Source organism: Raoultibacter phocaeensis, assembly GCF_901411515.1.
Lineage (GTDB): Bacteria > Actinomycetota > Coriobacteriia > Coriobacteriales > Eggerthellaceae > Raoultibacter > Raoultibacter phocaeensis.
The window spans coordinates 1,474,046-1,496,662 of sequence record NZ_CABDUX010000002.1 but is presented as its reverse complement, the minus strand read 5'-3'; the positions used below and the strand labels follow the sequence as shown (position 1 = coordinate 1,496,662).

General features: G+C 58.8%; 16 protein-coding genes. 10 read left to right on the top strand and 6 right to left on the bottom strand.

The features are described from left to right. Window positions 1-394: 394 nt before the first annotated feature. Both FJE54_RS14295 and FJE54_RS16400 read left to right on the top strand, forming a co-directional pair. Window positions 395-1,402, top strand: a complete 1,008-nt coding sequence (locus tag FJE54_RS14295) for a substrate-binding periplasmic protein (protein ID WP_255467450.1) — start codon at window positions 395-397, stop codon at window positions 1,400-1,402. A gap of 228 nt (window positions 1,403-1,630) precedes the next feature. Continuing rightward, on the top strand, window positions 1,631-6,019 hold the full coding sequence (locus FJE54_RS16400; protein ID WP_139653465.1) for an EAL domain-containing protein: 4,389 nt from the start codon (window positions 1,631-1,633) through the stop codon (window positions 6,017-6,019). Window positions 6,020-6,054: 35 nt separating this feature from the next. On the opposite strand, the gene FJE54_RS14285 is transcribed toward FJE54_RS16400, so the two are convergent. From FJE54_RS14285 to FJE54_RS14260, 6 genes are all read right to left on the bottom strand, one after another. Next, on the bottom strand, window positions 6,055-6,984 hold the full coding sequence (locus FJE54_RS14285; protein ID WP_139653464.1) for a SufB/SufD family protein: 930 nt from the start codon (window positions 6,982-6,984) through the stop codon (window positions 6,055-6,057). A gap of 31 nt (window positions 6,985-7,015) precedes the next feature. Beyond that, window positions 7,016-7,792 carry an ABC transporter ATP-binding protein gene (locus FJE54_RS14280; RefSeq protein ID WP_139653463.1) on the bottom strand — a complete coding sequence of 259 codons (777 nt, stop codon included), beginning with the start codon at window positions 7,790-7,792 and terminating at the stop codon, window positions 7,016-7,018. A 202-nt stretch (window positions 7,793-7,994) separates the two neighbouring features. After that, window positions 7,995-10,898, bottom strand: a complete 2,904-nt coding sequence (locus tag FJE54_RS14275; protein ID WP_180326751.1) for an insulinase family protein — start codon at window positions 10,896-10,898, stop codon at window positions 7,995-7,997. A gap of 658 nt (window positions 10,899-11,556) precedes the next feature. Beyond that, on the bottom strand, window positions 11,557-12,144 hold the full coding sequence (locus FJE54_RS14270; RefSeq protein ID WP_255467449.1) for a hypothetical protein: 588 nt from the start codon (window positions 12,142-12,144) through the stop codon (window positions 11,557-11,559). A gap of 40 nt (window positions 12,145-12,184) precedes the next feature. Continuing rightward, on the bottom strand, window positions 12,185-12,730 hold the full coding sequence (locus tag FJE54_RS14265) for a flavodoxin family protein (protein WP_139653462.1): 546 nt from the start codon (window positions 12,728-12,730) through the stop codon (window positions 12,185-12,187). After that, window positions 12,727-13,356: a TetR/AcrR family transcriptional regulator gene (locus FJE54_RS14260; RefSeq protein ID WP_139653461.1), complete on the bottom strand. Its 630-nt coding sequence runs from the start codon at window positions 13,354-13,356 to the stop codon at window positions 12,727-12,729. The genes FJE54_RS14265 and FJE54_RS14260 overlap by 4 nt, the downstream gene beginning before the upstream one ends. A 257-nt stretch (window positions 13,357-13,613) precedes the next feature. On the opposite strand from FJE54_RS14260, the gene FJE54_RS14255 reads away from it, so the two are divergent. From FJE54_RS14255 to FJE54_RS14220, 8 genes are all read left to right on the top strand, one after another. Further along, window positions 13,614-15,587 (top strand): putative Ig domain-containing protein, encoded by a 1,974-nt coding sequence (locus tag FJE54_RS14255; protein ID WP_139653460.1) that lies wholly within the window; start codon window positions 13,614-13,616, stop codon window positions 15,585-15,587. 466 nt (window positions 15,588-16,053) lie between these two features. Beyond that, a complete protein-coding gene (locus tag FJE54_RS14250) occupies window positions 16,054-17,439 on the top strand; it encodes a TrpB-like pyridoxal phosphate-dependent enzyme (RefSeq protein WP_139653459.1) in 1,386 nt (461 codons plus the stop codon). 309 nt (window positions 17,440-17,748) lie between these two features. After that, window positions 17,749-18,462 (top strand): ABC transporter ATP-binding protein, encoded by a 714-nt coding sequence (locus FJE54_RS14245; protein WP_139653458.1) that lies wholly within the window; start codon window positions 17,749-17,751, stop codon window positions 18,460-18,462. Beyond that, a complete protein-coding gene (locus FJE54_RS14240; protein ID WP_139653457.1) occupies window positions 18,462-19,256 on the top strand; it encodes an ABC transporter permease in 795 nt (264 codons plus the stop codon). The genes FJE54_RS14245 and FJE54_RS14240 overlap by 1 nt, the downstream gene beginning before the upstream one ends. Before the next feature lie 38 nt (window positions 19,257-19,294). After that, on the top strand, window positions 19,295-19,699 hold the full coding sequence (locus FJE54_RS14235; RefSeq protein WP_139653456.1) for a hypothetical protein: 405 nt from the start codon (window positions 19,295-19,297) through the stop codon (window positions 19,697-19,699). Between the two features lie 53 nt (window positions 19,700-19,752). Beyond that, the gene (locus FJE54_RS14230) at window positions 19,753-20,796 is read left to right on the top strand and encodes a histone-lysine N-methyltransferase (protein ID WP_139653455.1); all 1,044 of its coding nucleotides are present in this window, start codon (window positions 19,753-19,755) and stop codon (window positions 20,794-20,796) included. A gap of 94 nt (window positions 20,797-20,890) precedes the next feature. Beyond that, on the top strand, window positions 20,891-21,526 hold the full coding sequence (locus FJE54_RS14225; protein ID WP_139653454.1) for a DAK2 domain-containing protein: 636 nt from the start codon (window positions 20,891-20,893) through the stop codon (window positions 21,524-21,526). A gap of 90 nt (window positions 21,527-21,616) precedes the next feature. Beyond that, on the top strand, window positions 21,617-22,615 hold the full coding sequence (locus FJE54_RS14220; RefSeq protein WP_139653453.1) for a dihydroxyacetone kinase subunit DhaK: 999 nt from the start codon (window positions 21,617-21,619) through the stop codon (window positions 22,613-22,615). The last annotated feature ends 2 nt before the right edge of the window (window positions 22,616-22,617 follow it).

Sequence of the window (22,617 nt, the reverse complement as noted above, 5' to 3'; positions counted from 1 at the left end):
ACGCGCCTGATCGCCTCTGGGGTCGCAGGTTTTCAGGGGTGCATTTGACAGGGTGGAAAGCACGGGGCCTGCGTTTTTTAGATGCGCTGCACTCGGCGCATTTCATATCTGCTACACTATCAGACACGCTTCTTTCGAGTCTGTAGTTGCGGGGTGATCCCCTAGTCCACGGCAGATGCGGTCGAAAGGACCCACGTAAGTTTGTCGCCCTTGGGAGACAAGCGAGCATGGCGCATCCTAGAGGTAAGTCGTACCGCCCGATTTCGTGCGACATACGGTCGCCTCGGGCGAGAGGGTCATGGGTGCAAGCTCATCCCCGGTATGCGAGTGTGGGGGCAAAGACTAGGTCAGTCGAAGGAAGCGCACACGGTACTAACTAGATGGAGGCATATCAGTGATTAAGCGTTTCGGAACGCTCATGCTCGGATGCATGCTTGCGTTCACAACGGCCTTCGCGCTGGCGGGGTGCGCTACCCAGGATTACAAGCCCGAGGAGAAGAGCCCGACCGTTTCGCCCGATACTATCATAGAGGCGGGCGTGCTGCGCGTGGGCGTCACCGCCGAAAACAATACTCCCTTCGCTGGGCAGGCGTCCGGTAAAATCGTCGGCCTCGATGTGGACATCGCAGCTGCTTTAGCCGACAACCTGGGCTTAAAGCTCGAAATCGTCGACGTGGGGACCGACGTTGATACGGCACTTGAAAACAAGCAGGTCGACATCGTGATGGGTGTCGACAAAACGAGCACGCAGGTAACGTGCTGGCGCTCCGAAGTGTACGTCGAAAGCGCCGTCGCCCTGTTCGCCGCACCTGCGACGACTGCGGTTCCCACCAAGGATTCCGCTCCGACTATCGCCGCGCAGAGCTCGTCGATGAGCGCCTGGGAAGTGACGAACCAGTTCGGCGAAGACGCGCTTGACGCTACGACCGATTTGAAGGGCGCTTTCGAGGCGGTGAGCTCCGGAACCGCTTCGTACGCTGCTGCCGATGCCGTTATCGGAACATATGCGGCAAACGCCTCGGAGATCGACGTGCACATCGTCGCGCTCATGCAGACTCCGAGCGGCTACAGCGTCGGTGTGCTCGACACGAACACCGACCTCAAAACTGCGGTGAGCGATGCGCTCGCAACGCTTTCGGGGGGGGGCGTAATCTCGCTCATCGAAAGCAAATGGCTCGGCACGTCGATCGATTTGTCGGCCGTGCCGATGACCGAGGGGGCGGTGCGTGCTACGACGGGCACTGCAACCGATGAGTCCGAATCAGGCGAAGGTGCGGATGCTGTGGCAGGGGGGGAGGCCGAAGGACAGGATACTGCGCCGACCGAGGGCGAGGGAGAATCCCAAGACGAGCAGATGGAGCCTGGGTCGAACGCCGTACAGCAGCCGGGAGCGACGAGCTGATCGCAGGTTAGAGGCCTCGTCGCATACTAGCAACCCGGGAAGCGGCAGCACGAGCCGCATCCCGGGTTGCTAGTATTTTAGGTATTCATTTTATATATATGTTGCATTATTATATATCGAAACCATAGCGAGGGTATATGAAACAGGGGCATCGTGGCGGCTGGATAGATCCGATGCGCGAACGCACTCGCTTCGGGTGTCGGAGCCGGACAACGTAGGTGGCGGAGCATGAAAGAGGGCACTGCATCTGATCTTCTGACTCGCAGCGAATGCAAGAGACGTTTCGACGCTGAGAAAAGCAATGGCCTTACTAAGGCTGCGTTCCTTCTCGTCGATGTCGACGATTTCAGTAGATTCAATATCCTGTACGATCACAGCTTCGGAGATCTCTTCCTCGAAAAGACCATGGGCGATATTGCAGCTCTGTTTTCAGAACCTTACGTCGCCTGCCGGTACGGAGTCGATCAGATGCTGATTGCCGGGTACGGGAAATCCATTGACGATATGGACGAGCTGTACTGGGCGATTGTCCGATATGCCCAGCACGGCAACGTGCTCGGCAAGGTGTCGTACCGTTTCTCGGTGTCGGGAGGCATCGGCTTTTATCCAGATGATGGAACCGAGTGGGATGAGATCGAGAAAAGCCTGTCCCTCGCACTCCAAAAAGCAAAGAGCGACGGCGGAGGACAGGCGGTTTTGTTCACCGATGCGCTGCTTGCGGAGGGTATGCGCAAGCAGGAACTTGTCTTGCAGGTTGCCGACGATGTGAACGATGGCTTCCGCGGATTCGAGCTTGCGTTCCAACCCGTTTGCGAGAGCGGCACCCTTTCGATACATGGCGCCGAAGCCCTGCTGCGCTATAGCACGAAAGCGGGTAAGTCGGTAAGTCCCGCAGAGCTGGTTCCGCTGCTTGAATCAACCGGCCTCATCAAGTCGGTGGGGCTCATGGTGCTCGAGCGGGCGATTGCGACATGCAGCGAATGGCTGGAGTATCAGCCCGACTTTGCAATGAATGTCAATCTTTCCCTTGTGCAGCTTGCAGATCGGTCTTTCAGCGATGCGGTGATGCGCTTGGTCGAGCGGTACGCGGTCGATCCCGAGCGAATCGTTCTCGAGCTTACAGAAAGCTATTACCTCGACGACGACGAGGCCGTGGTTGGAAATATCAGCACGTTGCGGCAGATGGGTTTCAGCTTTGCCGTCGACGATTTCGGTACGGGGTATTCGTCGCTATCGCGTTTGATGGTCATGGATTGCGATGTCATCAAGATCGATCGCTCATTCGTCCCCATGCTCAACGCGAACACTGCGAACTACGATTTCATCCATTCGGTTGTCGAGCTGTGTCATAAAAGCAACAAGCGCGTTTGCGTCGAGGGTGTCGAAGAGATTGAGGACTTGCAGGCCATCAATTCGATGCAGGCCGATTACATCCAAGGATTCTACGTTTCGAGGCCGGTAAGCAAACATCGCTTCGAAAAGGCGTTTCTCGAAACGGGATTTGACGGCACGGTGCTTTTGTTCACGCCTGATGCTGCGTTCCGTACGAGGCAGCTCTCGAGCAACCGAGACCTGCTCCGTTCCATCGTGAACGCCATGCCCATCAGCATGCATCTCATGAACAGTCGAAACGAAGTAGTCATGTGCAATGCGGCCATGCTCGAGCTTTTCGGCTGCCCTGCGGACGAAGATCAGATCGGCCTGTTCGACGAGCTTTCCCCTCAATACCAGCCAGACGGAAGGCTGAGCGCTGAAGAGGCGAACGAACAGATCTCGCTTGTCCGCGCACGGGGTAGGCTGACGCTTACCTGGGAGCACGTGAGCAGAACCGGCGAACCGCTTCCGGTCGAGGTAACGCTCGTCAAGCTCGATATCTATGATGAATACAACGAGAACCTCCTTGCCTGTTTCTTGCGCGATCTTCGTCCGCAGATACAAGCCGAACAGCGTGAGCGCAGGTTCAATCAAAAGCTCAGTGCGATTCTCGATGCAATGCCGTTTTGCTTGAACCTATGGAACCATCGGCTCGAGAACGTCATGTGCAACAAAGAGGCGGTTAAGCTGTTCGACCTGGATAACGAACAGCAATACCTCGATGAGTTCGAGTGCCTCTCGCCTCCTTACCAACCCGATGGCAAACCGAGCGGAGAAAAGGCACGCGAAAAAGTAAAGGAGGCGTTTCGAACCGGCAAATGCACGTTCGGATGGATGCACAGCAAGTTCAGCGGCGAGGAGATACCCGCCGAGATAACGCTTGTGAAGATCGACATGCAAGACGACGAGGGTCATGACCTCGTCGCCGGATTCACCCGCGATATGCGCGATCGGAGCGCCTCGTTGCGAAGCGCCACAGGGGCCCAAGCGTCGAGCGGAGCGTTCTTCTACGACATGACGGAACTTCTGCCCTACGGAGTCGCAATCCTGACGGCCGATGATGCCATGACCGTGAACTATGCCAACGACGGGTATCACTGCATACTCGAAACGGTTTTCGGCGACGACGGTTCTGCCGAAATCGAACCCGATCCGAGTTTTGCCGACGTCGTTTCGCCGAAAGATCGGCAAAAACTGCGTTCTGAGTGGCGCGAGCAGCTTGCGAGAGGCGATAACGTTAATCTCGAGTTCCGCATTTCGACGGGCCGCGGAGAGAAATGGGTCAGTCTCACCGGCTCGCTGAAGCGCAGCGAGGTGGGATCCGACATCGTCGTGTGCACTATCGTCGACGTAAGCAGCAACAAGGCCCTTATCGATGCCTTGCGGATAGACAAGAGTTTCTGGGATATGGTGTCGAGCATATCGGATGAGCTGTTTTTCCGACTCACGATAGCGTCCACAGCGGTCGAGAACTTCGGGCGTATGGTCAATTCGTTCGATATGGAACCGTTCATGACGGGCTTCCCCGAATGCGTTATCGAGCGGGGCATCGTGTACGAAGACGATATTCCGCTGTTTCGCACGTTCGGTAACCGTATGCTTGCCGGTATCGTGGAGCCGATCGACGTCAGGCTCGTTCTTGCAAGCGGCGAATGCCGCTGGTATCGCATCGTATACGACTGCCTGTACGGAACAGACGGCGAGCCCGTTATGGCGGCGGGCAAAGCCGTCGACATTCAAGCCGAAAAAGACCTTGAGCAGAAGGCGCGCATTGATCTGCTTACCTGGTGCTACAACAAGATGTCATTCGAGGAAGAGGTCGATGCTCTCATTGCGCGCATGCCGCTTGAAGAGCGGGGGGCAGCTGCCTCATCGGCTGATGGGCAAAATGCGGCGCACGCGCCGCGGGCGCATGACGATTATGCGTTCTTCATTGTGGACATCGACGATTTCAAAGCCATCAATGATACGCTCGGCCATCATTTCGGAGATCTTGTTTTAGTCGAGTTGGCTGCGGGGCTTCGGTCGTGCTTCGAAGAGGATGCCGTGATAGGGCGGATCGGCGGAGACGAATTCGTTGTATTCTCCAACGGTTTCGAGGACGTGGATTCCATTGTCGAGACGGCGCGCACGATAGCCTTGATGCTCGGTCGGGTTAGTGCCGAGTTGGGCGACAGCTATCGAATCACGGTGAGCGTCGGGGTGGCTCGCTATCCTTTGGACGGAACATCTTTCAGCGAACTCTACCAAGCGTCTGACAAGGCGCTGTATCAGACGAAAAAGCGGGCGAAGGGCGGATTCACTCTATACGATACCAGCATGGTCTTCGGTACCACGGTAGATAAAACCGCTGTCGAGAACGCGGATCGCTCGGCATACGAGCGCTTCGATGCAGCGCTCGTCTCGACCGCCTTCAACCTTCTCTACGAAACGAACGACATCGAGACCTCGGTGAATGCGGTCATCAAATTCATCGGTGCCGAGATGCAGGCCGACCGATGCTATGTTTTCGAAACGTTCGATGAAGGTGTGCACTACAGTAACACGTTCGAATGGTGCAATGCGAAGACGCCTTCTGTCATCGACCGCCTTCAGAACTTTGAGAAACAACCATGGAACGAGCTGTTCGAACTCGATGCCGACGGAGCCATAACGTGCGACGATTGCTCTCACATCGATCATCCAGGAGCTTCTCGCATGTTGGACGATCACGGTATCCGTTCGTTTTTCCATGCGCAAGTCAAGGACGAGGGATATGTGGCGACGGTGCTTGGTGTTGACGATTGCGTTGGCGGGCGTGTTTGGAGCGAAAACGAAAAAAGCTCGCTTGTTTACGTATCGAAGATCATCTCGACGTTTCTGCTGCGCGAGCGCTACAATCGCAGGCTTCAAGAATTTTGCGCGACGCAGCAGTCGATACTCGAAGGATCGAATGCGTTCACGTATATCGTCGATCCGAACGATCTCACCATTCTGTATGCGAACCAGCAGTTGAAGCTGTTCTCGCCTGAGGTTGAGGAAGGCAAAGCCTGCTATCGCGCCATTAGAAGCAAAGACGAACCGTGTAGGCTGTGCCCGGTTGCCATGCTCGGTGAACGATCGATTCTTCCGCCGATCGAAGTGATGGACAACGGACGTACGCTGATTTCGACGGTTAAGAAGGTTACCTGGAAAGATAAGACCGATGCAATCCTGATCGACTGCCTCGATGTGACAGAGAAGGAAGATTTCCCGAGCGCATAGCTCTTCGTTCGCTGGGTTATGCGCTCGGATTCCCCTTAGCTCAAGAAGTCCTCGAGGATTTCTTGCTCGGCTTCCTCTTCGGTCAGGCCGAGCGTCATGAGCTTCGTGATCTGATCTCCTGCGATCTTGCCGATTGCGGCTTCGTGTACGAGCATCGCGTCTTCGCTCGCCGCCTCGATGCCGGGGATGGCCGTAACCTTCGCCTTGCCCATGATGATGGCATCGCATTGTACGTGTCCGCGGCACGCGGCGTTGCCGACGACGAGCGGGTTGAACACCTGCTCGGAGTTATCCTGGGCAACACTGCGCGAGATGACCTGCACGCTCGAGCCTTCGCCGTTGAGCTCGATCTTCATGTTCGAGGTGGCAATCTGATCGTCGTGGGTCAAGAGCTTCTCGTTCAGCACGAGTTTGGCGTCGCGGCCGAGTTCGGCGTTCGTGTCGCGTACGGTCGAGGTAACGCCGCGCAGTTGGGTGAGTTCCATCTCGCAGTTCGAGCCGTCTTCCATGAACACGTTCGTGACGGGGTTCAAGATGCGCTCGCCTGTGCCCTTGCCTTCGCCGTAATGCTTCTCTACGTATTTCACGTGCGAATTCTTGCCGCAGTAAAAGCTGTGAATGCCGTCGTGCTCGGAAGTTTGGTGGCTTTCGTTGTGGATGCCGCAGCCGGCGATGATGGTGACATCGCAGTCGTCGCCGATGTAAAACGTGTTGTAGACGACGTCTTTCAGACCCGCTTGCGTGACGATAACGGGAATGTAGACAGTTTCGCCTTTGGTGCCGGGTTTGATGTGGATGTCGATGCCGGGATTATCGGTTTTGGTTGCTATCTCGATATTAGCCGACGAGTGGCGCTCGACGAGCTCGCCGTCCTTGCGGATGTTGAAGGCGCCTTTCGGCATGCCGTGGATGTTCGCAATCTCTGCAAGCAGCCCCTCGTCGATGGGGGAAAGATCGACTGCCATGATGTACTCCTTATTGTCGTTCAGGCGGCGCTTAGCACGTCGTCGGGATTTCGGTCAGATGAAGCTCGGGGGGCTGCGTGAAGCTGCAGACGGGGTTGTCCTTGGCCATGAGGCCGAGCTGGGGGATCAATTCTTCGGCGGGTCCTTGTGCCTCAACCTGTCCATCCTTGAGCCAGACGATATCGTCGGCGAGCTGGATGATACGCTCCTGGTGCGAAATGATCACGATCGAGCGGCCGTCGCGCGCTTCGTGGATGTCGCGAAACGTTTCGGTCAGCCGATCGAAGCTCCACAGATCGATGCCCGCCTCGGGCTCGTCGTAGATGGCGAGCTTCGGATCGCGCGCAAGGATCGTAGCGATCTCGATGCGCTTGACTTCGCCGCCCGAAAGGTTCTTGTCGACCTCCCGGGTGAGGTAGTTTGCCGAGCATAGGCCGACTTTCGAAAGGTACTCGTTGCATGACAGCATCGGGAGCTTCTTGCCTGCGGCGATGTCGAGGAGCTTTTTCACCTTCATGCCCTTGAAGCGGGCCGGTTGCTGAAATCCGTAGCCGATTCCAAGCTTTGCGCGCTCGTCGATGGGAAGCTCGGTGATGTCGGTGCCGTCGAATACGATGGTGCCCGACGTGGGTACCTCCACGCCCATGATGAGTTTGGCGAGCGTCGATTTGCCGCCGCCGTTGGGGCCGGTGATGACCGTGAACTTGTCATCGGCGATCGAAAGGGACAGCTTGTCGATGATGCGCTTCTTCTCGCTCGAACCCTCCGAAACGGGGACTTCGAAGACGAGGTCCTTGATCTCTAACATGCTTTACTCCGTCTCTCGTACTATTTGATACTCAATAAGTAACATTGCGGGCAACCGCCGTCAAGCATCAAACCGGCATTTAAGTTTCACGGGCATATTCTACCGTTAAATGCGAAGGCGGGCACGTGATTTTAGCCGATCAGAGCGAATCTGGCGTCCGCGCGCGCAAAAGGCGTAACACCGTGCGCGCACGAGGCGTATTTCAACCGAGTAGGTCGACGATTGCGTATTCGGCGACGGAGCTTTCGATGATGCTTCGGTTACCGAACGCGCAGCGCACGTCTTCGGCGCTCACGCGGGCAAGCTCGCCGCCTTTAGCGCGCAGGCTTTCGGGTGTCGTCTCGAGCAGTTGCTCGCGAGTTTTTTCGCGATAGCCCAGCGGCCGTTCGCAGAAGAAGTCGCCGTCTTGGCGCCGGGCGATATCGCGCGGTTTCGCAGGGGCGTCCATGCCCGCAATCGAGCTGATGATGTAGCCGCGCATCTCGGCTTCGTCGGGGTCGAACGCCGAAAGCCATGCTGCTGCGCCGTCGAAGCGAGCGATCGTTTCATCGAGGTTGGGGTCGCGATACGAGTAGAACTGCATCGTGCCGGAGCGAAGCGCCCTGAAGCCCGCGCCGTACGCGCCGCCCTTCACGCGCACCTCGTTCCAGAGGTAGTCGTAGGAGATCGCCTTCGCGGCAACCTGCCAGCTTCCCTCAAAGCCGATGCCGAGAAGCTTCGCATCGTAGCCTTTCGCGGCGAAGCACACATCGGCGGGAACCACGAACGCCTCGTTTCCGACCTTAGGCTCGGGGACGGCGAGCACGCGCGGAGCGTTCGCTTCAGGCAGGTCCATGGTACCTGCGAGCTCCCAGAACCGATCCCGATCCTCGGGCGCACCCGTGAAGCTCACGATCGTGCCGTCGGCTGCAAATAGGCGTGCCGCTACGTCTTCGATGCGCTCGACCGTTGCTTCGAAGTCCGTATCGAAGTGTGCGAGGACACCTTTCAAGAACCGATAGAAATCGACATTGCTCAGCCGCTCGCGCACGAGCGCCGATTTCGAAACGTACGATGCGCAGCGCAGCAGCGCCGCGGAGTTTCCTGCGGTGGCGAAGGCCTGCTCCATGCGAATCCTCGTCTGGGTGAGCACGTCGCGGATCTTATCTTTATCGTTGAAACGGGTCTCGCACCGGATTTCGCGTGAGAGCGCAACTGCATGCTCGATGTTTTCGGAAAGCGAGCTAGTTGCGATGACGAACTTCGGTGCGATCGAGCCGTCTTTCTCGCTTGTGTACACGTCGACGAAGAAGCGCAGACTGCCCAGGTGCGTCTGCGTGAGCTTGTCGAGCTCTTCGGCCGTGTGCTCGCGGGTGTCGAGCTTGCCGAGCAGCATCGCGGCAAGCGTTGCGTAGGGAAGGTCCTCGAAGGCCAGCCTGCCCATATCGAAATAGGTGTATACGTAATCGATACCTCGTGTGGGCGCTTCGTGGTACAAGCAGGGATACGGCGTCGATTCGATGAGCTCCCAAGCGGGTTCCACCGGCGGGTCGGCTATGTCGTCGAGCGTGAGCAGCGGCAACGTTGCCAAGGCGGCGGGCGAATCGGGCTTTTCCTGGAGCCTTCTCAACTCGGCGACTTCGTTTTTAACGGCTTCGAGGTCATCGTCGCTCATATCGGCGCGGATGGCGGCAAGGCGCGCTTCTTCGCAGGTTTCGTCGAGGCTTTCGACCGGTTCGAGTACGGCAAGTGCCCTATGGTCGTTGCGAAGCACGATTTCGCGCAGCAGATCCTCGAAATACCCCTGCTCCATACGGCGGCGAAGCTCGGCGAACGCGTCTTCGAAGCGCAGGTAGTCGGTGGCCATGGAATCGTCGTAGAGCCACCCCGACATCGCGCTCATGGCCAGCACCACGCCGTCTGCGGTTCCGAAATCGCGTTCGCGCAGCATGAACTCGGCACGGGCGAGCGAGGCTTCGATGCGCTCGCGGTCGAAGCCGCCTTCGACGAGGTTGCGGCAGGTGTTCTCGACCGTTTCGCGAAACAGCTCGGCGGTGCCGGGCTTCACACCCTTCGTGAGGATGTAGAACGCCGGCTGCAGCTGCGCGTCGATGAGGTAGCCGTCGATATCGTCGGCAATGTTGGCTTTGAGGAGCGCCTTTTTGAGCGGCGCTTCGTTCGAGCCGAGAAGCACGTCGGCGAGGATGTCAGTGGCGATCACGCGCAGACGATCGGCGGACGTGCCGACTACGTAGCCGAGCCCCATGGCGGCATTTTCGGGCGCGGTTTCCATCTTCTTTACCACATCAAGATTTGAAACGGGAGCCTGGAGCGTAAGCGGATTCGGGTTGCCTACGGGTTTCTGCTCCTCGCTCAGGTAGTTCTCGTCGAGAAAGGCGAGTACGCGGCGAACGTCCATATCGCCGTAGAGCACGATGTAGCTGTTGTCGAGACGGTAGTGGCGCGCATGCTCGTCGAGGAACGCCTCGTAGGTGAGCTCGGGAATGACGGCCGGATCGCCACCCGATTCGAACGCGTAGGCGGTGTCGGGGAAGAGCGCCGCCGAAAGCGCGTTGTAGAGCACCGAATCGGGATCGGAAAGCGCGCCTTTCATCTCGTTGTAGACGACGCCGTTGTATTTGAGGGCCTCGCTTGTTTCGTCGAGCTCGTAGTGCCACCCCTCCTGCTCGAAGATAGCGCGCTTTTCGTAGATGGCCGGGTGAAGCACCGCGTCGAGGTAGACGTCCATGAGATTCAGCAGGTCCTGCTCGTTGGTGCTTGCGACCGGGTACATCGTCTTGTCCGAAAACGTCATCGCGTTCAGAAACGTCTGCATCGAGCTTTTAATGAGGTTGACGAACGGTTCTTTCACGGGGAACTTCCGCGAACCGCAGAGGACCGAGTGTTCCAGGATGTGGAATACGCCCGTGGAGTCGGCGGGAGGTGTTTTGAAAGCGATCGAGAAGGCCTTGTTCTCGTCGTCGTTTTGCAAGTAGAGCAGCTTGGCTCCGCTTTTCTCATGGAGGAGTACGAAAGCTTTGCCGTCGATTTCTTCGAGCTCTTCTGCGGATTCGACGGTGAATCCCTGCAGGCTCGTGCCGGTTGCGAGATCGTTTTCGGGTGCCAAAGTTCGCTGCCTTTCTCTATTGGATGCGCAGAACGTGCGAACGTCGCTCGTGCGGCTTTCAGGGCTCAAGCTGTCAGTCGAGAGCCGATCGGGCCGATCGGGCGAGTCGGGTAGGACGCGCTTGTTCGTGTATCGTCGACTATGATACCGCGAATGCGACAGTGCTGACGCGGGGTTCGCGGATCACCATCGGAACCGTTGCGAACCGGTTACGATCGCCGTCTTTGCTGGGCTAGTGCCCTCTTCGGGGCAGCCGAAGCCGACTTGGTGGCGGCGACTTATGATGTCCGCCAAAGCCCGCTGTCAAACCAGAATCGGCACAAGGGATCAGCGAGGGGCGCGGGCATGTCCCGGCGGCGGTTCAGCGGCGGAAGGCCGCCCGAAGCCCAAAAACCGCCGTTGTGAAGCGTTCGGCGGACTATAAAGGGTCGACGGGATGCGCAAACGGTAGGCTGACGCATGCACCGAGGAACCAATGAGCTGGTGAACAGGGGTTATCGGTATCGAGGAATCTGTTTGTATCGGTAATGCGTTACGAAACCCTTCACAGCGACAATTATTGGGCTTTTGGGGGCTCCGCCGCTCAATATTAACACGACCCAGCATGGCACCTGACGGCCATCTGGCGCATCGGTGCTCCGGGCGGGCGTACGTCGGTTTATCGGCGGAGCACCGAATCCTCTAAGCGAGATGCCAAGGCAAGCGCCGCTTGCACGATTCCGACGATCAGGTAGACGATTGAGGCGGCGTTCGGGAAGTACAGCATCTCGAACGCGCACCAGCAGATAAGTAAGATGCTTGCGGCTAGGGCCCATCTTCGCGCCAGGCGGGGTCGAACGAAAAACAGCGAGGCGGCAACGAGGTTGGCAACGCCGTTTACGAGCAGGAGGGCAAGACCCGGCCAGAAGAGGTTTTCGGTCATGAAGGCGGGAAGCGGCATCGTTTGGATGAGCGGCAAAAGTTCCGAAAGGCCCAGGGGCGCATCGTCTGCCCCTATCATCATGATCGCCCCGAAGACAGCGGCGCACACGCCGTTCAGGGCGCAGATGATGTGCAGGGCGATATCGACTTTGAATCGCGGCTCGCGGTCGGCAAAGCGGTGCTGCTCGCAGTCGGTTCGGGGACGCTGTTCGTAACGGTGCGGCTTGCGATCGTCTTTCGAACGCAGCTCGCAATGGGGTTCGGCGTTGCGTGTGTCGCAGTCTTTGTCGGTCTCAGGTTGTTCCGGCACGAAGAATGCGCTCATCGATGCTCCGATCTCGGTTGCTTTCGTATCTTGCATAAGGCTAGGCGCTGAGGTTGCGGATGTGGGTGAGCAGCGGTTCGAGGTAGGTTCGATCGGTCCCGTCGAAGCCAGCGCGCATGTCCGCGTCCGCCTCAGCGGCCTTCGGATCGGTTTCGGCAAGCTTGGAGGTGCGCTTGAAGAACAGCTTCATGAGCGTGCGGTCGACAGCACCGAGTTTTTCCATTGAGAAACCGCCGCGCAGGTAGAACCACGGCAGATCGGGATACTCGCTCGAGGGAAACGTGCGACGAAACGCCTCCTCGATTTCTTCGGCCGAGCCTCCTTGCTCGGGCATGGGGCTTGCTCCGGTGGCAAACAGCACAAAGCGCTTGTCGGGATGGGCGGCTATCTGCTGCTTGAGCCATTTCGAGCCGGGAATCGATGCGGCATGAAACCAGCTTCCGAAGATCACGGTATCGAAATCGTCGATTCGCACGGTGTTTCGGTTGCTGAGGGGGATCGCTTCGCATCCGAGTTCTTCGGCGAGCCACCGGGCGTAGCGTTCGGTGTGTCCGGTTTGCGAGCAGTAGACGACGACGGGTTTCATGGGAGCTCCTTTTTCGAGGCGTGAGAGAGGTAGAACGAGGCGAGGTGTGCTTCGATGATCGGGCGTGCTTCGGACCACGGCGTGCCGTTGTGCAACATGAGGAACACGGGTCCGTAGAATTCGAGTGCGAGCAGACGGGCGTCTGCGCGGTTGAACTCGCCTGTGCCCATCAGGTACGTGAAAACGGTTTCCTGCAAACGAAGCGGCTGTTCGGAAAAGATGAGGCGGTACACTTCCATCGTGCGCTGGTTCTCGAACTGGTTGATGACGAGGAGTTTTCGCGTCCGCACGATGTAGGGATCGGTGAACAGGTACTCGAACGTGCTCACGATTTTCTCGGTGAGCGCGCCAAGCGGGATGTTTCCGTAGCCCGACGGATCGTCGGTGGTAAGGAACAGCGCGCCGCGGCTGCGGAAGGCCCCGCCCATGTTCTCGATCGCCTGTTCGATGATGGCGTCGAAGATGGCCTGCTTGCTCGGGTAATGGTTGTACAGCGAGGCGTCCTTGATGCCCACTTCGGCGGCGATGTCGCGTACGGTGGTGGAGCGGAAGCCCCGTTCGGAAAACAGCTGCATAGCTGCATCGAGGATGGCGGCTTTCGTGTTGCGACTGGCGTTTCGGGGCATGGCGGACCTCCTTTCGGCTGAGGTATGGTTGTTTCGGTGCTGTAACTAGCAGTTGCTAGCAAATATACTAGCGATTGCTAGTTTTGTAAAGGGTGGGGGCGCAATCACGGATTTTCAAGTTTTTCTCGCAGTATCGCGCACTTCCAGTCAGCTCGCTCGAGGCCCCATCTCTTTTTGCGGGTATACTGTACTGGTTACTGCAAGCAATATAGATATATATTTTTGCTGTACGCGCGACCTGTTCATGGAGGATCGTCATGAAGCAAATCAAGATCATCAAGCGAGCTTTCTGCCTAGCGGTCGCGTTATCGTTGATGCTTTCACCGGCCGTTGCGTTGGCGGATGCCTCCGCGCCACAGGCAACAATAGAAATACGAAACGTTACCGAGCTGAAGGCGATCGAAGACAACCCGTCGGCCGATTACGTTCTTATGAACGACATCGATTTGACGGGTGAGAGTTGGAAGCCCCTATGCGCGGTGCAGTACCCTACCTTCAGGGGTTTCAGCGGTACGCTCGACGGAAACGGACATACCGTCAGCGGTCTGCATGTTGCCGATTTCGACGAAGAAGCGGGTTTGTTCTCGGCTACGTACAGGGCGACCCTCAAGAACCTGAACATCGAAGGGGCCTTTGTCAACAATTTCCACGAAGGTTACGGTGCGGCTCTTCTAGTAGGCTACTGTGATGCTAGCAGAATCGAGAATTGTCGTGTCTCGGGCATGGCCCACGGGGATTGGGCTGCCGGAATCGCCGCCACCATGTTCGATTCGACGGTGAGCAACTGCTACGCTCAGGTGACTCTGTCGGCCGTGACGGCGCTGGGCGGCATTGCGGGCGCTCTTGATGACAACAATACGATTTCCTATTGCTACGCGGAAACAACAAACGATTCGCAACCTGATCAAGATCCCTTTGCCGGCGCGTTGGTTGGTTCTGGCGATGGCAGCCCCGTATACGAGTCCCTTCGTTTTTTACAGGGCCCGTCGAACATGCCGGTGTTCGCCATCGGCGATTTTAACCCGTCTCCTCCGGGGACGGCCGGCTTGGACGCTCGGGAAATCAAAGATCCCGCCAATTTCCCGGGGTTCGATCCGTCCCTCTGGGCTTTCGGCGATGCCGGGCCGGAGTTGAAGGCGTTTTCCGCACCGGTGATCCCCGATGCAGCTCCGCCGACGAACCTCAGGTGGAGCGGGGGCGTTGCCAAGTGGGATCCGTCTTCGGATGCCGTATCGTACACGCTCTACGTGAACCGTCCCGATGGAAGCGCGGCGGAAAACTATGTGGCGGAAGAAGTCTATACCGGAACCGATACGTCCTATGACGTAACCTCCCGGATGCAGGAAATCGCGAAAAGCTTCTTCGACGGCCTGTCGCCCCTTGACGGCAGAGGGCGGATCTCGCTGTATTTCTCCGTTCGGGCGAACGGCGACGGGGTCAGCCATCGCAATAGCGAAAGCGTTCCGAGCGGAAACGCCTACCTCTACTACCTGAAAAGCTTCGACGACGAGCTTGCGCTGAGGCTTCCAATGGGCACGAGCCTTGTGGACGCGCAGCTGCCGAATACAATATCGGCCAAGGCCACGGGAATATATTCATTCGTAACGCAGACTGTGTATGCTGAGGTTGCATGGGATGAATCTGCGTACGACTCCTCGCAGCCGGCAACCGTCGACCTTACGGCCCTGGGGTATTCCCTCCCGTTCAACATAGTCGCAAAAGAAAGTTTTTCGGCTCTTCCGAAGCTATCCATTACCTTTTATCGGCCCGAGGTGGTTCCGATCGACAGCGCTCCGGTAATCACGTCGGCTGATCGCTGCTGCGTCACGCAGGGCGTCGGCGGCAGTTTTTCGGTAACGGCCACGGGTAACCCGGCACCCGCCTTCTCGTTGTCCGGCGAGCCCGCAGGGGTGAGCATGGACGGCACCACGGGCGAACTCGCGATAGCGCCTGAAACCGCGGTCGGCGTATACCGTTTCACCGTTGCGGCTCGAAACGGCGTAACACCCGACGCCGCACAGGCCTTTACGCTCACGGTCATGGCGGCGGAAATCGCCCCCGGCATCACCGACCCAACCAACACCGCCGACGCGGACGGCAACGGGGGCGCCCGCGTTCGCGCCGGCGACGATATCGCCGTCTCTTCGGGCATGGCTCTGCTGGCGCTTGCCGCAGCCGGTATTGCCGGCGGTTTCGCTTATCGACGTATGCGGGCAAGAGCGAAGCGCTAACGGTTTCGGGGCCGACTCGGGGTTCCTCTGACGCTGCCGAGGTGCAGCCTGTGGTTTCGCCTCGCTCTCGGCATTTCCATAGGTTTATATTCCCGTGGAATAATTCCCAGGGAATATTCCACGGGAATATTCCGCACAGCCGCTCTTGCGTTTCTCGGCATCTGCGCTATACTAACCGGCAACTCGAATGAAAGGTTCGCATGTTCACGATCAAGAACAACGCTCTCATCGCAACCGCGCAACGCGCGTCGATGAACGGTGCTTGGTGGTGGAACGGAACGCAATAATTCGGGTTATCGAAGCTTCTGTTCTCGCTTACATACAAAACGAACAGCTCTCGGTGATCCGGGAGCTTTTTTGTTGCGCGAACGCAGGCTGGCCGGGAAACCACAACCACGCGAAGCGGGCGCACCAAGGGCGAAACCGAAGCGCAGGTACGTGTTGAAACGAAACGAAAGGAACCGTCATGGAACAAGCAGTACCGCATCGTCTGTACCTCAAAGAAGATCAGATTCCGACGCAGTGGTACAACCTGCGCGCCGACATGCCCGAGCCGCCCGAGCCGATGCGCTTGACGAACGGCGCGATCGCGAAGCCTGAGGATATCGCTCCAGTCTTCTGTGACGAGCTTGTGGCGCAAGAGCTCGACGACGAGACTGCGTATTTCGACATCCCCGAGCCGGTCCAGGAGATGTACAAGATATACCGTCCCTCCCCGTTGTGCCGTGCGTACAACCTGGAAAAAGCCCTTGGCACGCCTGCTAAGATCTACTACAAGTTCGAGGGCAACAACACTTCAGGCTCGCATAAGCTTAATTCCGCCATCGCGCAAGCCTACTACGCGAAAGCGCAGGATCTCGACGGCATCACAACCGAGACCGGGGCGGGGCAGTGGGGCACCGCGCTCGCCGAGGCGGCCGACCATTTCGGCCTCAACCTCGATGTGTTCATGGTGAAGTGCTCCTACGAGCAGAAGCCGTTTCGCCGCAGCGTCATGGAAACGTTCAACGCGAACGTCACGCCCTCGCCGTCGAATACGACCGAGATCGGCAAGAAGATGCTCTCCCAGAACCCCGATTCGAGCGGCTCGCTCGGCACGGCTATCTCCGAAGCGGTCGAGCGCGCGCTCAACATTCCCGAAAACAAAGGGCGCTACACGCTCGGTTCGGTGCTCAACCAGGTGGTGCTGCATCAAAGCGTCATCGGCCTCGAATCGTACGAGGCGTTCAAGGAGCTCGGAGAGTACCCCGACATCGTGATCGGCTGCGCGGGCGGCGGCTCGAACCTCGGCGGTCTCATCGCGCCGTTCATGCGCGACAAGATCAAGGGAGTCCATCCCGATACGCGGTTCATCGCCGTCGAACCTGCAAGCTGCCCCTCGCTCACGCGCGGGCGCTACGCCTACGACTTCGCCGACACGGGCCAAACCTGCCCGCTCGCCAAGATGTACACGCTCGGCAGCGGCTTTCTGCCGAGTCCCGACCATGCGGGCGGCCTTCGCTATCACGGTATGAGTCCGATCGTCTCGAAGCTCAAGGCGGACGGCTTCCTCGATGCCGTGGCCGTCAAGCAGACCGACATCTTCGCCGCCGCAGTCGAGTTCGCACGGCTTGAGACCATCCTGCCTGCGCCGGAAAGCGCCCATGCCATCTTCCAGGCCATGGAAGAGGCGAAACGCTGCGCCGAGACGGGCGAGGCCAAGACGATCCTGTTCGGCCTCACGGGCACAGGCTACTTCGACATGTTCGCCTACGATGCGTTCAACCGAGGCGAGATGACCGACCACATCCCAACCGACGAAGAGCTCGAGGTAGGATTTGCCACCATCCCGAGTATCCCAGGCGTGCAGTAACCGAGCTGGAGGGGAGCACAGAGGGGGAGCACAGAGGGACGGTCCTTTTGTGCTCCCTTGCTCGATCCGAAAGTGCGACGTAGATCGATACAGCACAAAAGGACCGTCCCTCTGTGCTCTTTGAGGGTAACGAAACGGGGCTGAGCGCTCGCGGGGCGATCGGCCTTGCTATACTGAAAGCCTTACCGTTTCGAGGAACCGTGGGCGAAAGGACGTGCGATGAACGGATCGGCGGCGGCATTCGCGGACATCGTCTTCTGCGCGCTGCTTGTGGGCGCGTGGTGGTGGAATAGGCGGCAGAAGTAAACCGTGGCGTTGTTCGAGGTCAGAAACTTGTCGGTGTCCTACCCGCGCGACGGCGGGAGGGTGCCGCTGTTCTCCGGCGTCTCGTTCGCGCTCGAAGAGCAGACGATCTACGATCTTGTGGGTCCGTCCGGTTCGGGCAAATCGACGCTTCTGCGCGCATGCGCGCTCATGCTCGCGCGAGATCGAGGCGAGCTTCTTCTGGACGGCGTGTCGAGCGATTCCATGGCAGCGACGTTGTGGCGCCGCCGCGTGTGCCTCGTGCCGCAGAAGCCCGCGCTCGTCGCGGGAACCGTACGACGCAACCTCGTTTTGCCCTGGACGCTCAAGGTGCATGCAGGCGAGTCGGTCCCGTCAGACGACGAGCTATCCGACCTGCTTTCCAAAGCCGATCTGCACGATGTCGGGCTCGCCCGCGACGTTTCGCAGCTTTCGGGCGGCCAGCAGGCGCGCGTGGCGCTTCTGCGTGCGTTCGCCACGCGCCCGCCCGTGCTCTTACTCGACGAGGTCGATGCGGCGCTCGATGCCGAATCGGCGTGCGCCGTCGGCAGACTCACGAAAGCGCTCGTGGGGCCTCGTATGACTTGTATGCGCATTCGCCATCGTGCGGCAGACGGATTTGCTGCGGGGACATTCGAGCTTTCGGGGGGCTTGCTTGCGTATCGCAAGGCGGACGGTGCGACTGGTTGCAGCCAGTCGCAGCAGGAAGGCGAGCTTTGATGGACGCCGGCGTCGTCGATATCGGCTACTTGGAGCTTTTCGCAGCGAGCGCGCTCATGCTCGTGGCGGGCCTCGTGTCGTACAAGCTCGAACTCGGCCAGACCAAACGTATCGCCGTTTCGATCGTACGCTGCTTCGTGCAGCTGCTCGCTGCGGGGTTCGTGCTCAAATACCTGTTCGAGTGGCAGACGTGGTGGCTTGTGCTGCTCGTGCTCGTGTTCATGATCTCCGCAGCCACCCAGATTGCCACATCGCGTGTTAAAAGCGAGGTCAGGGGCCTCGTCTTCGCTGTGTTCATCTCGTTGTTCGTCTCGTCGGTTGCAGTCGGGCTCATTGTGGTCGAGGGCGTCATCCATGCCGATCCGTGGTACAACGCACGGCAGCTCATCCCCATAGCAGGTATGATCATCGGAAACGCCATGTCTGCCATAGCTGTGGCCATTGATCGGCTGTTCTCAGACATGGACTCCCGCTCAGACGAGATGTTCACGCTCGTCGCGCTCGGGGCCACCGCGCGCGAAGCTGCGTTCCCGTCGCTCAAGGCCGCAATCGGAGCGGGTATGACGCCGGTGCTCGCCTCTATGTCGGCTGCGGGTATCGTGACGATTCCTGGCATGATGTCGGGCCAGCTGCTTGCGGGGGCCGATCCTCTTGCAGCGGCGAAGTACCAGATCGTCGTCATGCTCATGCTTTCAGCTGCCAACACCATCGCCATCGTCATGGCGTGTTTCACGACCTATCGCAAGCGCTTCTCGGCCAATGGATATTATTTGGACAAGGGCATCAGGGCTTAGAATCAATCTATAATCGCTCTATACGCGAAAGGGTGCCCATGGACCGAGACGATACATATTCCCTCATATCGGTGAACGCCGGAGACGACGAAGAGATCGTCATCCAAACCGGTGTGCGCAAGGCCAAAGGCGAGCAGTCCGAGCCGGCCGAAGGCGCCGATGAGGGAGGCGCCCTGCGCGAAGGCGACTACCATGGAAAAGCCGGTATCGCTCTTGATCCTTCGATCGAAGCCGATAGCGAGCGGGCATCCGGGGGCAACGCCGAGGCCGCTGAGACGGAGAGCGAGCCTGTCGCGCCGCGGCAAAAGAAACCCCGTTACCGCGAAACCACCAAAGAAGACCTCGAAACCGTCGAGCCCATGTCGAACACGCAGAAGGCCGTTATCGGGTGTGTGTTCCTCTTTATCGTCGGGTTCGTCGTCTACTACCTGTTCTTACGGTAGAATATCGCTGACCTCGAGCGCTTTTCGCGCTGTTCGCAAGGAAGGTTTACACGATGCCGAAACATGCACGAACCGACAAACGTACGGAAGAATTTCTGGAAGACGAGTATCCCGATGCGGTCGAAAGCCTCGAACCCGAGGTAGACGCGCCGTTGCTCTTCGACAACGAGGAGCCCCTGCAGACCGAGATGGTGGTTGCCGAACAAGCGGCGGCGCAGGGTAGGCACGGCAGCAAGAAGCCGAAGGCGGAACTTACGGCGCAGCAGAGAAAATCTCGGCGCATGCGCAGACTGCTCATCGCCGTGGTCATCTTGCTCATTGCGCTCATCGGAGCGCTCGCGTACTTCACCTGGACCCTGTTTGAGGAAAGTCAGAATCTGGCGATCCAGCAGGCTCAGCAGCAAAGCGATCAGGAAGTCGACGCGCTTTCCCAAAACGAAGCTCAAGATGCATCGACGGCAACGGCGAAAACCACCGAGGTACCCGATCTTTCCGCACTCATGGGCATGACCGAGGACGAAGCGGTGGAGACGCTCAAGCGCGGAGCTACCGTTTCAAGCGAACGGCAGGTGAACGAGGAGGGCAATCCCGTCAAGCGTTCGCTCACCGTCGCTCTCACCGACGAGCCGGCCGATTCAAGGCTCGGAACGCCGACGGTGTATCTCGGCCTCGACGAGGACGACGCGATTGTGATGACGGGCTATTCCGCTGCCATGTCAGCGCTCGGATTCGGATCGCTCAGTTTTGCCGATGCGGTCAAAAACGAGAACATCGTGGAGAAGACGCTCGGCGAAGCAGGTATTCAGGTTGATGCGGGCACCGTCGAGCTTCCGGACGATAAGACGGAGTACTCCACGTACGCTTCGGACGGCACGACGCTCGTGCAGGAGCGGTGTTCGTTCTCGGGTACCGTCGAGATCGGCGGCACCGAATACAACTGGTCTGCCGTGCTCATGTACGACTACAAGCTCGCGAACGCTTCGGGCAACCTCGCCGACACGATACGGCAGATTTACATCTATCTGGAAACTCCGGGAGCCGAGGTGACCGAGGAGCCGGGCGAAGAAGAGCCGCCGGCTGAAGAGCCTGCCGCGTAGCGTGCATGCAACGCCCGGTACCGCCGATTGACCTCGCCTGACGCCGCGTGGTAGAGTTCGATGTGACGAAACACCGTCCAAGAGGAGGTTCGCGTTGATCGACAAGCGGATACTGTCGGCCATGCTCGCCGAAAGCGCGCAGGCGCTCGCAACTGAAAGCGATCTTCTGAGCGAGATCGATTCGAAATTCGGCGACGGCGACCACGGCATCACCATGACGAAGATAGCCAAACTGATCGACCAGGAGGTAGCCGCATGGGACAGCGAGCCCATCGGGAGCTTCCTCGATGCGCTCGGATGCAAGGCTATGGAGGTAAAGGGCGGATCGGCGGGGCCGTTGTACGGTACGCTCATCAGCGGCTTGGGCTATGAGCTCGACGATGACGAGGACGAGCTCGGCCCCGATGCGGTGAAGCGCATGTTTTCCGGATGCCTTTCAGAGATGCAGGACATCACGACGGCTCAGGTGGGCGATAAGACCATGATGGACGCGCTCATTCCCGCCTGCGGGGCTGCCGCTGATGCAGCCGACGACGTCGAGGCCATTCTGGAAGCGGCAAGCGACGGAGCCGCGGCCGGCGCACGCGATTCCGAACGCTACGCGTCGAAGTTCGGCCGAGCGAAAAGTTACAAGGAGGCTACCATCGGCACGCCCGATGCGGGTGCCGTTTCCACCTCGCTGTTCATCCACGGGCTTTACGAAGGGTACCTGGCCGCTCAAGCGGATTGAGTTTCTTGCTTCGGTTTCATCCTGCCGCCTTGAGCGGCAGGTTCGTTTTCGGGCGCGCCCGACACGTCATCGATCGACAGGAGAAGCACCATGAAGATGAAGAAGTTCATCAACGATCCCGACAACCTCACCTCTGAACTGCTCGAAGGCTTGGCGATGGCCAACCCCGATATCATCGAGCTTGGCGAGCAGAACATGGTCATCAACAAAAAGCTCGGGCATGCCGACCGCGTGACCATTGTGACGCAAGGCGGCAGCGGTCACGAACCGGCGATCGAGGGATTCGTAGGCGAGGGAATGGTCGACATCGATGTCGTAGGCGATGTGTTCGCCGCTCCGGGCCCCCAGGCATGCGTCGATGCCATCAAGCTCGCCGACAAGGGCAAAGGCGTGCTCTACATCGTGCTTAACCACGCAGGCGACATGCTCACGGGGAATATGACCATGAAGCAGTGTAAAAAACAGGGCTTGAACGTGGTGAAGGTGGTCACGCAGGAAGACGTTTCGAACGCTCCCCGCGAGAACGCCGACGACCGCCGCGGCCTCGTCGGCTGCATTCCCACCTACAAGATCGCCGGAGCTGCGGCTGCGGAAGGCAGAAGCCTCGAAGAAGTCGCCGCCGTCGCACAGCGCTTCGCAGACAGCATGGCCACGCTTGCGGTAGCCGTGCGCGGTGCGACCCATCCCCAAACAGGAGCGCTTCTCGCTGATCTCGGCGACGACGAAATGGAAATCGGCATGGGCCAGCACGGCGAGGAAGGCGGCGGGCGCCAGCCGATGAAATCGGCCGATGAAACGGCAGCCATTATGGTGAATGCACTGGTCGCCGACATCGGCATCGAAGACGGCGAGAAGGTCATGCTCATCATCAACGGCTCGGGGGCGACGACGCTCATGGAGCAGCTCATTGTGTACCGCGCGGCCGTGAAGGAGCTTGAGAAGAAGAATATCGAGGTTGTAGCAAACTTCGTGGGTGAGATGCTCACCGTGCAGGAGCAGGCGGGCTTCCAGATGTTCATGGCCCGCATGGACGACGAGCTCCTGCGGCTGTGGAACGCGCCCTGCACCACGCCGTACCTGAAGAAGTAGCG

Coding starts and splice junctions, on each gene's coding strand:
- FJE54_RS14230 (WP_139653455.1), top strand. CDS start 19,753: ATGCCGAAACATGCACGAACCGACAAACGTACGGAAGAATTTCTGGAA.
- FJE54_RS14250 (WP_139653459.1), top strand. CDS start 16,054: ATGGAACAAGCAGTACCGCATCGTCTGTACCTCAAAGAAGATCAGATT.
- FJE54_RS14285 (WP_139653464.1), bottom strand. CDS start 6,984: ATGGCAGTCGATCTTTCCCCCATCGACGAGGGGCTGCTTGCAGAGATT.
- FJE54_RS16400 (WP_139653465.1), top strand. CDS start 1,631: ATGAAAGAGGGCACTGCATCTGATCTTCTGACTCGCAGCGAATGCAAG.
- FJE54_RS14265 (WP_139653462.1), bottom strand. CDS start 12,730: ATGAAACCCGTCGTCGTCTACTGCTCGCAAACCGGACACACCGAACGC.
- FJE54_RS14260 (WP_139653461.1), bottom strand. CDS start 13,356: ATGCCCCGAAACGCCAGTCGCAACACGAAAGCCGCCATCCTCGATGCA.
- FJE54_RS14255 (WP_139653460.1), top strand. CDS start 13,614: ATGAAGCAAATCAAGATCATCAAGCGAGCTTTCTGCCTAGCGGTCGCG.
- FJE54_RS14240 (WP_139653457.1), top strand. CDS start 18,462: ATGGACGCCGGCGTCGTCGATATCGGCTACTTGGAGCTTTTCGCAGCG.
- FJE54_RS14235 (WP_139653456.1), top strand. CDS start 19,295: ATGGACCGAGACGATACATATTCCCTCATATCGGTGAACGCCGGAGAC.
- FJE54_RS14280 (WP_139653463.1), bottom strand. CDS start 7,792: ATGTTAGAGATCAAGGACCTCGTCTTCGAAGTCCCCGTTTCGGAGGGT.
- FJE54_RS14270 (WP_255467449.1), bottom strand. CDS start 12,144: ATGAGCGCATTCTTCGTGCCGGAACAACCTGAGACCGACAAAGACTGC.
- FJE54_RS14220 (WP_139653453.1), top strand. CDS start 21,617: ATGAAGATGAAGAAGTTCATCAACGATCCCGACAACCTCACCTCTGAA.